The following is a 14151-nucleotide window of genomic DNA, read 5'->3' as shown; positions in this document are numbered from 1 at the left end:
GTCCAAATAATGAATATCTATCTTATATAGGGGAGGGATATTATGTTATTTATTATTATACTATTTATTTTAGGTTTTATATTAATAACAAAAGGAGCAGATATATTTATAAACTATACAGTAATAATAGGGAAGAAGACTAATATATCGGAATTGGTACTTGGTGCTACGATAGTAAGTTTTGCAACAACTCTTCCAGAGTTAACAGTGTCAACAGTAGCATCTTTACAAGGGCATACAACAATGAGCCTAGGGAATGCAGTAGGTTCTATTATTTGTAATACAGGCTTAGTACTTGGGTTAGTAGCATTTATAAGTCCATTTAAAGTAGATAAAAATATGTTTTTTTCAAAATCAATAATTCTTTTAATATCAGTATTTTTAACAATATTGCTTAGTATAGATGGAAATATTAATAGAATAGATGCATTATTGCTTCTTTTAATGCTTTTAGTATATATGTATACAAATTATAAAAGTGTAGAAAAAGATAGTAAAACAGACTTAAGCAAAAATTATAATAGAGGAAGTATAAATATAAAGGAAACATTGAAAATAGCTGTCTTTTTTATACTTGGATTAGTAATGATGGTTTTAGGCTCAAAATTATTAGTAGATAATGGGATAAAAATAGCAGAAATTATAGGCATACCACAAGGAATAATAAGTCTTACTGTAATAGCACTAGGTACGTCACTGCCTGAATTAGTATCATCAATAACTGCTATAAGGAAAAAGCATCATGCTATATCAGTGGGAAATGTATTAGGTGCTAACATATTAAATATAGTATCTGTAATAGGAATATCAGCAATACCAAATGATATACCAATTTTGGCACAAACAGCAAAAATAGATTTTCCTTTTATGATAGCTCTACTTTTGATTTTAATAATACCAACTATTAAAAAACATAAATTACATAGATGGCAGGGAATGCTAATGCTTTCAACATATCTTTTATATATGGCTACACTATATTATATATATATCGTTGCTTAATGGTATAAAACAAGTTGTATTATCTTGAATATTATAGATGAGTAAGGGATAAAATACTAATTGCATATTATTCGAATTAAATATATAATAGATAAGTTAATATAATTAGATAACGGAAAGGAAATAATATATGAACACAATAAAATTCGAAGACTTACCAATAAGTGATGATATAAAAAAAGCTATATCGGACATGGGGTTTGAAGAGCCATCTCCAATACAAGCTCAATCTATACCTGTTGTATTATCAGGTAAAGATGTTATAGGTCAAGCACAAACAGGTACGGGAAAAACAGCAGCATTCAGTATACCAATACTAGAAACTATAAATCCAGAGGACAAAAGTTTACAAGCGGTGGTACTTTGTCCTACTAGAGAACTTGCAATACAAGTTTCTAAAGAAATAAGAAAAATATCTAAATACATGCACGGAATAAAAACTTTACCTATATATGGTGGGCAACCAATAGATAGACAAATAAAGTCTTTAAAAGGGGGAGTTCAAATAGTAATAGGAACTCCAGGTCGTGTTATAGACCATATAAACCGTAAAACATTAAAAATGGATAATGTTAAGATGGTTGTATTAGATGAAGCGGATGAGATGTTAGATATGGGGTTCAGAGAAGATATAGAAACTATAATAAGTAGAACTCCAGAAGATAGACAAACAGTATTCTTCTCAGCTACTATGCCAAAAGGGATATTAGAGTTAACAAAGGCATACCAAAAAAATCCAGAGCACATAAAAGTTGTTAGAAAAGAACTTACAGTGCCTAATATAAAGCAATATTATATAGAAACAAGATCTGCAAATAAATTAGAAGTATTATGTAGATTAATAGATGTTTATAATCCAAAATTATCAGTAGTATTCTGTAATACTAAGAGAGGTTCAGATGAATTAGTTAGTGAATTACAAGCTAGAGGATATTTTGCAGATGCATTACACGGGGATTTAAAGCAAACTCAAAGAGATATAGTTATGGATAAGTTTAGAGGGGGAACTATAGACATACTAGTAGCGACAGATGTTGCAGCTAGAGGAATAGACGTTGATGATGTTGAAGCGGTATTTAACTATGATCTTCCTCAAGATGAAGAATACTATGTTCATAGAATAGGTAGAACTGGTAGAGCTGGTAGAGAAGGTATATCTTTCAGCTTTGTATTTGGAAAAGAAATGAGAAAGATGAAAGATATAGAACGATATACTAAGACTAAGTTAATTAAGCATGGTATACCTTCAATAGCTGATGTTGAAGAAAAGAAAGTAAGTGCATTCTTCAAAGAAGTTAAATCAACTATGGAACAAGGTAAATTAACTAAACAAATGCAATGGTTAGAAACATTCTGTCAAGAAGAAGATTACTCTACAGTTGACGTAGCTGCTGCACTTTTAAAATTAGCTTTAGGTGAAGAACTTAAAGAAGAAATAGTAGAAGAAAAACCAAGACAACGTAGAGAAGCGCGTTCTAAAGGTGGATCAACTGGGGCTCAAGAAGGTATGGCTAGATTATTTATAAATGTAGGTAGAAACCAAAGAGTTCAAGCTAAAGATATATTAGGCGCAATAGCTGGAGAAGTTGGGATACCAGGAAAACTTATAGGAACTATAGATATATATGACAAATATACTTTCGTTGAAGTACCTAAGCAAAATGCTAAAAAAGTATTAGAAAAGATGAAAGATATAAAAATAAAAGGTAACAAGATAAACATAGAAAAAGCAAACAACAAAAGAAGATAGATAAAAAGCATAGCAAAAGCTATGCTTTTTTATATGCAAAAATTTTCTATTAATTATTACTTTATATAAAGATAAATAAATTAATAGAAAAAAATGTATATTAATAAAAAATATGTAAATAATAAATATGTGGATTGCCAACATTTAACATCATTAATTATATAATTTATGTCTGATGTTGATTAAGACATAATAAAACAAAAGTAGTTAAATTTTGTTGAAGGATAAAAAGTAAATATAATAGAATTGATTAAGAGTTAATATACTCAATAATCAGGGGGGATACAAATGATAAACTACTACTTAGAACAAAAAACTCTAACAATAGAGTTTGTATTTACAGAACTAGACCACCATATAACAAATGAGGTTAGAGATGAAATAGATAATATATTACTATCTAAGCCTATAAAAAACATAATATTTGATTTTAGAAATATTAAATTTATGGATTCATCAGGGATAGGTGTAATTATAGGTAGATACAAAAAAATATCAGCTGAAGGTGGAAAAGTATCTATAATAAATGCAAATGAAAGAGTTGAGAAAGTATTTAATTTATCTGGAATGAATAAAATTATAGACATAAACAATACAGATGAAGTAGTAAGTTCTATATAAGGGGGAATACAAAATGAAGAACATTATGGAAGTTAAATTTTCTGCTAAATCTGAGAATGAAAGTTTTGCTAGAGTTATAGTAGCTTCATTTGCTGCGAAATTAGATCCGACTATAGATGAACTAGCAGATATAAAAACTGCAGTATCAGAAGCTGTAACCAATTCAATAATTCATGGATATGATGAAAATGAAGAAGAATTCGTATATTTAAGATGTGAAATAGAAGGAAATACTATAAAAATAGTAGTAGAAGATAGAGGTAATGGTATAGAAGATGTTCAAATGGCTATGCAACCACTTTACACATCAAAGCCAGAGCTTGAAAGATCAGGAATGGGATTTACTGTAATGGAGAGTTTTATGGATGATGTATGGGTAAGTTCAATAAAGGGTGAAGGGACTAAAATTGTAATGACTAAAAAAATAAACTTACCACAATAAAGTCCAAAAGAATAGAGGTTTTATTATGGGGATAATTGCAATAAAAGAAGAAAAGAGAGTATTGCTTAGTCATGAAGAAACATTAAAATTAATAGATAAAGCACAAAATGGAGATGAGGAAGCTAAGGAAATACTAATAACTAACAATCTAGGATTAGTTAGAAGTGTTGTAACTAAATTTTTAAATATAGGTTATGATAGAGATGATTTATTTCAATTAGGGTCAATAGGTTTAATAAAGGCTATATATAAGTTTGATCCTAAGTTTAATGTAAAGTTTTCTACATATGCTGTACCAATGATATTAGGAGAAATAAAAAGATATCTAAGAGATGACGGAATGGTAAAAGTATCTAGGTCTTTAAAGCAAATAGCTATAAAAGCTAAAACACAAAGTGAAATACTTAGCAAGAAACTAGGAAGAGAACCAAGTATAGAAGAAATAGCTAATGTATTAGAAGTGGAAAAAGAAGACTTAGTTATGGCAATGGAATCTAATTTTTCTGTAGAGTATTTACATGGAGTTATACATGAAGAAGAAGGAAATCCAATTTGCTTAATAGATAAGATTAGCTTAAAGGGAGAGTGTGAAGAAGAGAAAGTAATAGATAATCTTCTTTTAAAAGAAGTTTTAGGCAAATTAGAAAAAAGAGAAAGACAGATAATAATGCTTAGATATTTTGAAGATAAAACTCAAAGTGAAATTGGGGATATGTTAAATATATCTCAAGTACAAGTTTCTAGAATAGAGAAAAAAGTATTAGCTAAATTAAAATCATATATTAGTTAATAAAAATAAAAAGCACCCAATAGACAAATATTTGTTTAGTGGGTGCTTTTTATTTGAAATAAATTATAGGTAAAAACAACCTAGGTTAAAATTTATATAAATGTTGCTTAAGTTTTAATATATTAGAATATTTTATTAGCTTAAACAAATAATAAAGTAAGAAGGAGGTATTATATATGGATGATATTTACTTAATACCTAAGAGTATAAAACCTTTTAACATATCAAAAAAAGAGATTTATTTAGGTGAAATATATACTATCTATCCAGAGGCTTATGAAGCGAAAATAAAAGATATATGCTTAAGAAGCTACGACAATAATACATCTAAATATGATGTAATACATTTAGGTGAAGTTATAGAAGAAGTAAATAATAGGTTTCCAAAATTAAGGTTAAATTTTTTGAAACCTGAAGATATAATAATCTTCTTTGACAGCTACAAAAAAGATAGAACTAAATACATAAGAGTTTTCATAGTAGCAGTAGTAGTACTTATGGGTTCTATAATGGGAATAATGAACTTTCATGCAGATGTAAATATGGCTCATTCGCAATTTATGATGGTAAATGCAATCACAAAAGATGCAAAGTCTTATATGCCATATTTTCAAATACCATACTCAATTGGTATAGGAATTGGCGTAGCATTATTTTTTAATAAATTCATACCAAATTATTCTAGAGGAGAGCCTAGTCCTTTAGATTTAAAGATGGTTTCATTAAATAAAGAAATAGAAAATCAACTAAGAAAAAAACAGTGAGGTATTTTGTGAAATTATTTTTAATAATATTTGGAATATCATCAGGAGTAGTTGTTGGGTCAGGAGTAGTTTCTTTACTAATACTTGTAGGTATAATACCTAGAATGGCACAAATAAGTAAGACAAAAGAATTTATAGGGGCATATGAAAGTCTACTGGTTATAGGAACTTTATTTGGAAGCTTAATTTCAATTCAAGGCATGAATATACGCATAGGTAAAATGGGTGCTTTAGTAGCAGGGCTTGCTTATGGAGTATTCGTAGGTTTTTTAAGTTCGGGCCTAACAGAGATATTAGATTATATACCTGTAGTTGCAAGAAGATTAAAAATACCTGCTTTGTATTTAAAATATATAATTATAGCAATGCTTGTGGGAAAAGTAATTGGATCTTTAATAGGATGGTCTATAATTCAAGGAGGTTAATTTATGGATAAAAATTACAAAAAGTATGTTGAAGAAAAAAGCCCAAAACCAACATACGCGAAAAACTATATATTAGCATTTATAGTTGGTGGAATAATATGCGTAATAGGACAAGGTATAAATGATTTTTATATGAATTTTGTAGGGCTTGGTAAACTAGATGCAGCAGGCGCTACATCAATAACTTTGATATTTATAGGAGCTTTATTAACAGGTCTTGGTGTGTATGACCTTATAGGAAAAAGGGCAGGTGCAGGTTCAGCTATACCTATAACAGGATTTGCAAATTCTATAGTATCACCTGCTATGGAGTTTAAAAGAGAAGGTTATGTACTTGGAGTAGGAGCAAACTTATTTAAAATTGCAGGTCCAGTATTAGTATATGGAATAGGCTCATCTATTCTATGTGGATTTATATACTATATTTTCAATCTTATAAAATAAGGAGACTAAAATATGAAAAGTAAAAGAATTGGAAATAGAACAGTAAAACTAGAAAATAAGCCAACTATTATATCAGCTAGTTCAGTTGTTGGTCCCAAAGAAGGAGAAGGACCATTAAGAGAATATTTTGATATTATACTTGAGGATGACTTATGTGGTCAAAAATCATGGGAATTAGCAGAAAGTGATATGGTAAAAACTGCTATGAAAAAAACATGTGAAAAAGCTAATAAAAAATTAGAAGATATAAATTATATGATAGGTGGAGATTTGCTCAATCAAATATTTCCTGCATCTTTTGCTGCTAGGGACTTATCTATACCATTTATAGGAATATATGGAGCATGTTCTACTATGGCAGAAGGTATGTGTATAAGCTCTATGCTTATAGACGGAGGATTTGCAGACTTGATACTATCTGGAACATCTAGTCATTTTTGTGCAGCAGAGAGACAATTTAGGTTTCCTCTAGAATTTGGTAATCAAAAACCTATGACAGCTCAATGGACCGTTACTGGTGCAGGTAGTGTATTAATATCTCCAAAAGGGCAAGGGCCTAAGGTTACCCATGTAACTATTGGAAAAGTAATAGATAAGGGTATAGATGATGGTAATAATATGGGAGCAGCTATGGCTCCTGCAGCAGTAGATACTATATACTCATATTTTAATGATACAAAAGATGACCCAAATAGCTTTGATGTAATAGCTACAGGAGATTTGGGAAAACTAGGTAAAGAAATAACAGAAGAATTATTAGCTCAAAGGGGACTTGATATATCAAAAGTATATATGGATTGTGGAATAGAAATGTTTAATATGGAAAAACAAGATGTACACTGTGGAGGTAGTGGATGTGGATGTTCAGCTACTGTTTTCTGTGGATATATTTACAAAAAACTTAAAAATAAAGAATTCAATAAAGTAATGCTAGTATCAACAGGGGCTTTATTATCACCAACTAGTACTTTACAAAAACAAACAATACCCTGTGTAGCTCATGCAGTAATTATTGAAAATAAGGAGTGATTAAATATGCTTATGGATTATGTAAGGGCATTTATAGTAGGAGGAATAATTTGTCTTATTGGTCAGATTCTTCTTGATTACTTTAAAGTACAAATGCCCTATATAATGGTATCTTATGTTACTAGCGGAGTAATTTTAACATTTTTAGGGATATATGAACCTATAGTTAAGTTTGGAGGATCAGGAGCGACAGTACCTATAATAGGATTTGGATATTCATTAGCAAATGGCGTAAAAAAAGCAATAGAGACTGATGGGTTTATGGGAATATTCACAGGAGGTACAATTGCAACTGCAGGAGGAATAGCAGGAGCTATATTTTTTGGATATATGATGGCACTTATTTTTACACCAAAAGCTAAACCTTAAAATTAATAAATGTATATAAGTTAATAATTTAAGTTATATAAAATATTATAATATAAGGCATAAATAAAAAAAGACTATCTCAAAATAGAGAATAGTCTTTTTTATATATATTAAACTATTGTCCAGTTGGATTACTAGCTGGATTAGTAGCTCCACCGCTATTATCGGCAGGAGGAGTAGTATTTCCACCACCATTACTAGGAGGAGGAGTTGCAGTTCCGCCGCCATTATTAGGAGGAGGAGTTGTAGTATTTCCGCCACCATTATCGGCAGGAGGAGTAGTATTTCCGCCACCATTATCAGCAGGAGGAGTAGTATTTCCACCGCCATTATCAGTAGGAGGAGTAGTATTTCCACCGCCATTATCAGCAGGAGGAGTAGTATTATTATCTACAGTACCTTCATTATTTTGGCTTTCAGGAGGTGTAGTAGATTCTTCATGTTTTGGCTTTACAGCATTGGCTCTAGAAGTATATTTAGTTGGAGATGTTCCATCTATAAATGCTGCTTTAACACCAGATGAAGATCTTCCACCATCTATTAAGTTAATTTTAGCAAAGTATACTTTATCAGGAACTTTGAAATCAACTTTCTTTAAGTTTTCATGAATTTGTCTCATAACTATAGACCAAAGTTTTGCTGCTGAACCACTTCCACCTTCAACACTTTCACGAGGTATAAATTCTCCTGTAGTAGGATTTTTTCTACCTGCATCATCACCTATATAAGTTGCACCAACGTAGTATGGAGTGTAACCAACAAACCAAGCATCTAAAGCTTTATTAGTTGTTCCTGTTTTACCAGCAACAGGCATTCCACCAGGTATAGCAGCTTTACCACCGATACCTTCAGTTATAACTGCCTTTAGCATATCAGTAATTACGTAAGCAACATCAGGATCAACAACTTTGTGTTGTTCAGGAGTATTTTTAACTATTAATTGTCCATCATAACTTGTTATAGTTGTAAATATAGTTGGCTCTATATAAACACCGCCATTAGCTAAAGTTCCATAAGCAGAAGCCATTTCAAGAGGTGATATACCATGAGTCATACCTCCAAGTGTTAATGCTGGGAATCTTCTATCATTACTTTCTGCATTTGCAGTATTACTATCAACTAAAGTTGTTATACCAAAATTCTTTAAGTAATCCATCATTATATCAACACAGTCTTTATAAGAATCACCTAAAAGTTCGGCAGTTCTTATAGCTATAGTATTTGATGAGTAAGCTAAAGCTTTACGTAAACTCATGATATCTTTACCAGGAGTAGTCGTATTTGGATTCCACTTATTATTTTCCTTAAATTTATAAGGTGTAAGATTTGCAGTAGTATCACTTAATGCAGTAGCTTGAGTTAATTTAAGTGTATCTATAGCAGGTGTATAAACTGATAATGGCTTTATAGTTGAACCTGGTTGTTGAGGAGTAGTAGCTCTATTTAGAGTTTTTCTTCCTGTTATATGTCTACCACCAACTAAAGCTTTTATTTCACCAGTTTTGTAATCTAATATAACCATAGATGATTGAGGTTGAGTCATTCCATTGCTATGACGGCTACCAGGGAAGTTATTATCATTATCATATTCTTTTTCTAATATTTTTTGCATTTTAGGGTCTATAGTAGTGTGTATCTTTAAACCACCATTATAGAACATATTATATGCTTCGTCTTTAGTATTACCTTGTGCTACTAAAGCATCTATAACTTTATATTCTATTAAATCCTCAACTGAAGAAGAAACACTTTCTTTAGGCTTAGGTAGTTTTATATTTATTTCCTCAGCCACAGCCTCATTGTATTCTGATTGTGTTATAGCTCCAGTTTGTAGCATTTTACCTAAAACAATATTACGTCTTTCTTTAGCCTTAGGATTAGGTACAGCTTTTCTAACAACCATAGTACCAGCTTTTAATTGCTTGTAAGTATCATCGTTAGGAATAAGTCCCCAAGAATTTAACTTTTCAACCATATCTAATTCCATTGGAGTAGGATCATCAAGAGTATCATCAGGAGTATTTATGAAAAATAGTAATCTATTTGCAACATCATCCTTAGTTTCATTACCTTCCAGCTTAGCAGTAATATAAGCTGAATATCTTGACGGGTTTTGAGTAGAACCTGCAAGTAATGCTGACTCACCAAGAGTAAGTTGCGATGCTTTTTTATCAAAATATCCTCTAGCACCAGCCTCAGCACCAGCTAGACCCTTACCAACGAAGAAGTTATTTAAGTAAAGTTCTAATATCTCATCTTTACTTAAGACTTTACTCATTTCATGAGCATAGTATATATCCTTTATTTTACGAGGAAGGCTTTGTTCAGTAGATGTTAGTAACATTTTTGATACCTGCATAGGTATTGTACTACCACCTTGCTTATCTCCAGTAAGAGTTTTTACTACAGATCTTAGCAATCCTCTTATATCTACTCCACCATGTTCATAAAAACGCTCATCTTCTATAGCTACTATTGCCTTAGGAAGATATTTACCCATATCTTTTAGAGGTACAGGTTGCTTTTTATTTACACTAGGGGCATTAGAAAGTAGATCATTATTAGCATAGTATATACGCGTTGTTTGATAAGTCTTTTCTTCTAAAAGAGCTTTTGATATTGGCTCAGCGTTTCTTAATGAAGCAAAGACTACACCAGTTCCAACGGCTACTCCAGCAACTAATAAAACTAAACAAACTACCAAAATAGACCTGAGAGTCTTAAACTTATCTTTTTTCTTTTTTGGTTTAGTTTTTTTATTTGAGCTACTAGTAGATGAACCACGAGAAGTAGATGAACTACGAGTGGTAGATGAATTACGAGTAGCTGTTGAAGAAGAAGAACTTGCTTTCTTTCTTCTTATTTTATTTCTATTTTCATTATTATCATTATTCATTAAGTTAACCTCCTTACTTAATGCAATATTATACCATATATATATGAAATTTTCTAATTACAGAATAAAATAGTCATAATTTATATATACTAAAAATCTGCAAAATACTTCCAAAACAAACATGTTATTAATTATATAATTTAAAAAATTATTATAACTTTAATAATAATTATTTTTATCTAATAATATAAAAAATATGTGATACTTTGTTTGCATAAAATATTATGGGGGTGATATTTTGAATAAAAATAGATATGATTTAAAAAATAGCTTTATTAAAAAACCACTAATAATATTTTTAATTATATCTATATTATCTATATTAATAGGAAGCTTTATATATGTAGATAAAAATTTAAGACCAACAATAACAGTTCTTGCAGAAACAAAAGCGATAGAACTGGCAAACAGATCTATAAATAAAGCTGTTGGAGACATTGTAAAAGATAAGATTAATTATTCAGATTTAATGAATACAAATATGGATTCTCAGGGAAAAATAACTATGATTCAAGCCAACACTATAATGATGAATCAAATAGCTTCAGATGTTGCTTTAGAAATTCAAGAAGAATTAAAAAAGGTAAAATCAACAACTGCATACATACCTATAGGAACAGCTCTTAAAAGTCCCATACTTGCTAAATACGGTCCTCAAATTAAGGTATCTATTGAACCAATAGGAACAGTATCAGTAGATTTTGAAACTAAGTTTGAATCATCTGGTATAAATCAAACTAGACATACAATATATCTTCAAGTTAAGACACAAGTAAGAGTAGTAATACCACTTACAACATCAACTAAAGAAGTTAAAGCTAAAGTACCTATATGTGAAACTATAATAGTAGGAGATGTACCAAATAGCTTTATTAATTTACCAGAAAAAGGTTTACTAAATGTATCTCCTTAAATATAAAGATAAGCCAGGATTAACCTGACTTATCTTTACATTAATTTTCATTCATCCACTTTATATAAACTGCATATCCAAGAGCAGGATTGTTTTCAATAGCATGTGATACAGCTCCGATAATTTTATCACCCTGAACAATAGGAGCTCCACTCATACCTTGAACAATACCACCTGTAAGAGCTAATAAATCTTTATCTACTACTTTTATTTTAAAAGTTTTAGCTTTAGGAGAATGTTGAAGTTGTATATCAACTATTTGTATATCAAATGCATCTTTTGTATAAGAACCAGTTTGTAAGATTATTTGAGCTTTTCCTAGTTTAACCTCATCCAAAGAAGCAACTTTATAAGGTTTTAACAAAGAATCTTTAAATGTAGCTATTTCACCTTTTATACCAAAATCTGAGTTATGGGTAAACTCACCAATAACATCTTTTCTTACAGCATTAATGCAACCAACATGACCTCTACATGACTTGTCGATAGTTAAATCTTTTGTAGTATATATATTACCATTTTTGATAGGAACTTTTCTTGCTAAACCAATACTTATAGGATGGCCGACAGCTCCAAATCTATTTGTTTTAGGATTTATATAAGTTAGTGTAGCAAATCCACTTATATAGTTGTTACAATTTACCTTTTCTAATTCATTTTTAGTAGTTTTAAATGAAAAAGTATTTTCGCCTCTTTTTACAAGAACAACTACATCATCTTTAGTAGATAAATTAGATAATAAATCTGTAAAATCTTTGTAACTATTAACCTGAGTTCCATTAACTTTTAAAATTGAATCTCCCACACAAAATGAAGAACCTTCAATAAAATTTTTAACAACTAAATTTTCTAATTCAGCATCTATCTGGATTAGATTTCCCATAGGAATTAGGTAATCTTCATCTTTTTGGATAGAATGTGAATAAATTAAATTAGTTGAGAGAAAATATAATAAAAATGATACAAATAAGATAAATTTTAACTTTAATAAACTTTTATTTTTTAAATCTAAAAATTTATACATAAAACACCTTCTTTCTGTCTATACTTGATTGATTTTGGTGCCTTAATAATATATTGCACACTAATTTTCTTTTAATCCTTGTAAAATAGAAGCAATATAGTTTTAGATTACATAAATAAATAATTAATCAATAACCTAGAAAAAAATACTTTTTAAAATATAAATACATAATCAAATATCAAAATAAAAATAAAAAGTATTCATTTATAGTTCATAATATAGGGTATTTTAAAAATAAAATAAAAAATAATTACAGTTAAAGTATTTACATAAAAAATATTCACAAAAAAATAAAAACACTTATACAAAAATTGTTAAGTGTTTTTTCTTTTTACTTTTTTATAAACTTTCCTTTTATAAGATTTATTTCTAATTTTTTTAGTAGGTATATTAGTTATAGCAACATCTGGAATAGGAGATGGAACTGGTTCTGAGTCATCTTCTGAAAAGCATGCTTCAACTGATGAAATTAAAGCAAGTTCATCAGACAATACTGCAAAAAAAGAAGCTAAGATACTCAAATCTTGAGTATCAAACTCCTCTGCAAGGGCAATGGATATAGTTGAAGCTAACACTATATAATCAACATAACCAAATTTACATAGTCTAGGCTTATTTTTATCATTACACTTATCATTCATTTTTATAACCACCTCCTATAAAAGGTCATATAAATATATATGAGTTCAATAAAAAAATAAAACCATAATATAAAAGTATAAAAAATTTCAAAAAGTAAAATATGTAATATTTAACTAAAAATGAATATAAGAGTACATTTAATGTAAAAATATATAAAGATATTAGTTTTAATATAAATTGAAATTTAGGAAGGTGTATGTAGTTGAAAAAATATAGAATATTAGTATTATCCATAATGACCATAGCAATTATAATAATATTTACTTCAAACCCAATGAGCAATTTAAATAAAGGGACAGGTTTAATAGGTAACATCATAAAACAAAATGAACAATCTAATGATGAAAAAGAAGCAAAAGATAATAAAGTTAATGACAATAGTACAAAAGAAAAGAATAAAGCTGATCAAAAAGAAATATTAATATGCATAGATCCAGGACACCAAGAAAAAGGAGATAGAAGGCCAGAACAGGTAGCTCCTGGTTCGGGTCAAACAAAGGCAAGAGTGTCATCTGGTGCGACGGGTGTTTCAACAAAAAAACCAGAATACATATTAAATTTAGAAGCATCCATGGTTTTAAAGCATATATTAGAGGGTAAAGGATACAATATAGTGATGACTAGAGAATCTCATAATGTTAATATAAGCAATGCAGAAAGAGCTCAGTTAGCAAATGATAAAAATGCCAAAATGGTAATTAGAATTCATGCAGATAGTATAAGTAATCCATCAAAAACAGGAGCGTCGATTTTAATACCAGCTAAGGATGGTAAATATACAACTTCAATATACGAAGAAAGTAGTAAGTGTGCAAATTTAGTACAGGAAAAGATGAAAAATGATGGTATAAATATAAATGGTATATTTGAAAGAAATGATTTGACAGGATTTAATTGGTCTAAGGTACCAGTAATTTTAATAGAAATGGGATTCTTAAGTAATCATAGTGAAGATCAGATGATGTCAAATCCAGAATATCAAAGAAAGCTTATGCAAAGTGTAGCTGACGGGGTGGAAGAGTATTTTTTGACTAATTAGA

At 29.6% G+C, this 14151-nt stretch carries 15 protein-coding genes; 12 read left to right on the top strand and 3 right to left on the bottom strand.

The window, feature by feature from the left end:
- The first annotated feature begins 42 nt into the window (after positions 1 to 42).
- From I4U66_RS08745 to spoVAE, 10 genes are all read left to right on the top strand, one after another.
- On the top strand, positions 43 to 1002 hold the full coding sequence (locus I4U66_RS08745; RefSeq protein WP_092923647.1) for a calcium/sodium antiporter: 960 nt from the start codon (positions 43 to 45) through the stop codon (positions 1000 to 1002).
- 130 nt (positions 1003 to 1132) lie between these two features.
- Positions 1133 to 2752 (top strand): DEAD/DEAH box helicase, encoded by a 1620-nt coding sequence (locus I4U66_RS08740; RefSeq protein WP_092923650.1) that lies wholly within the window; start codon positions 1133 to 1135, stop codon positions 2750 to 2752.
- 288 nt (positions 2753 to 3040) lie between these two features.
- Positions 3041 to 3373, top strand: a complete 333-nt coding sequence (gene spoIIAA / locus I4U66_RS08735) for an anti-sigma F factor antagonist (protein ID WP_092923653.1) — start codon at positions 3041 to 3043, stop codon at positions 3371 to 3373.
- Positions 3374 to 3386: 13 nt separating this feature from the next.
- Entirely contained in the window at positions 3387 to 3815 is a 429-nt protein-coding gene (gene spoIIAB, locus I4U66_RS08730) for an anti-sigma F factor (protein ID WP_092923656.1), read from the top strand.
- 25 nt (positions 3816 to 3840) lie between these two features.
- Positions 3841 to 4605, top strand: coding sequence for an RNA polymerase sporulation sigma factor SigF (sigF, locus tag I4U66_RS08725; protein ID WP_092923659.1), 765 nt, complete (start codon positions 3841 to 3843; stop codon positions 4603 to 4605).
- A 176-nt stretch (positions 4606 to 4781) separates the two neighbouring features.
- The gene (locus I4U66_RS08720; protein WP_092923662.1) at positions 4782 to 5369 is read left to right on the top strand and encodes a stage V sporulation protein AA; all 588 of its coding nucleotides are present in this window, start codon (positions 4782 to 4784) and stop codon (positions 5367 to 5369) included.
- Positions 5370 to 5377: 8 nt separating this feature from the next.
- Positions 5378 to 5794 carry a stage V sporulation protein AB gene (locus I4U66_RS08715; RefSeq protein ID WP_092923665.1) on the top strand — a complete coding sequence of 139 codons (417 nt, stop codon included), beginning with the start codon at positions 5378 to 5380 and terminating at the stop codon, positions 5792 to 5794.
- A 3-nt stretch (positions 5795 to 5797) separates the two neighbouring features.
- Positions 5798 to 6238: a stage V sporulation protein AC gene (gene spoVAC / locus I4U66_RS08710; RefSeq protein WP_092923668.1), complete on the top strand. Its 441-nt coding sequence runs from the start codon at positions 5798 to 5800 to the stop codon at positions 6236 to 6238.
- A gap of 12 nt (positions 6239 to 6250) precedes the next feature.
- A complete protein-coding gene (gene spoVAD / locus I4U66_RS08705; protein WP_092923672.1) occupies positions 6251 to 7267 on the top strand; it encodes a stage V sporulation protein AD in 1017 nt (338 codons plus the stop codon).
- Positions 7268 to 7273: 6 nt separating this feature from the next.
- A complete protein-coding gene (spoVAE, locus tag I4U66_RS08700) occupies positions 7274 to 7636 on the top strand; it encodes a stage V sporulation protein AE (protein ID WP_166505999.1) in 363 nt (120 codons plus the stop codon).
- A 115-nt stretch (positions 7637 to 7751) separates the two neighbouring features.
- Here the strand turns inward: spoVAE and I4U66_RS08695 are convergent, their stop codons facing one another.
- The gene (locus I4U66_RS08695; protein ID WP_195581630.1) at positions 7752 to 10532 is read right to left on the bottom strand and encodes a transglycosylase domain-containing protein; all 2781 of its coding nucleotides are present in this window, start codon (positions 10530 to 10532) and stop codon (positions 7752 to 7754) included.
- A 238-nt stretch (positions 10533 to 10770) separates the two neighbouring features.
- On the opposite strand from I4U66_RS08695, the gene yunB reads away from it, so the two are divergent.
- A complete protein-coding gene (gene yunB / locus I4U66_RS08690) occupies positions 10771 to 11445 on the top strand; it encodes a sporulation protein YunB (RefSeq protein WP_207741720.1) in 675 nt (224 codons plus the stop codon).
- Between the two features lie 40 nt (positions 11446 to 11485).
- On the opposite strand, the gene I4U66_RS08685 is transcribed toward yunB, so the two are convergent.
- Positions 11486 to 12469 (bottom strand): SpoIVB peptidase S55 domain-containing protein, encoded by a 984-nt coding sequence (locus I4U66_RS08685; protein ID WP_195581631.1) that lies wholly within the window; start codon positions 12467 to 12469, stop codon positions 11486 to 11488.
- Positions 12470 to 12783: 314 nt separating this feature from the next.
- On the bottom strand, positions 12784 to 13110 hold the full coding sequence (locus tag I4U66_RS08680; RefSeq protein WP_092923687.1) for a hypothetical protein: 327 nt from the start codon (positions 13108 to 13110) through the stop codon (positions 12784 to 12786).
- A 203-nt stretch (positions 13111 to 13313) separates the two neighbouring features.
- On the opposite strand from I4U66_RS08680, the gene I4U66_RS08675 reads away from it, so the two are divergent.
- Positions 13314 to 14150, top strand: a complete 837-nt coding sequence (locus tag I4U66_RS08675; RefSeq protein ID WP_092923690.1) for an N-acetylmuramoyl-L-alanine amidase — start codon at positions 13314 to 13316, stop codon at positions 14148 to 14150.
- The last annotated feature ends 1 nt before the right edge of the window (position 14151 follow it).

The sequence above is a fragment of the Romboutsia sp. D33t1_170424_H2 genome (genome assembly GCF_015669105.1).
Taxonomy (GTDB): Bacteria; Bacillota; Clostridia; order Peptostreptococcales; family Peptostreptococcaceae; genus Romboutsia_C; species Romboutsia_C hominis.
This window is presented reverse-complemented; position numbering and strand designations above follow the sequence as displayed.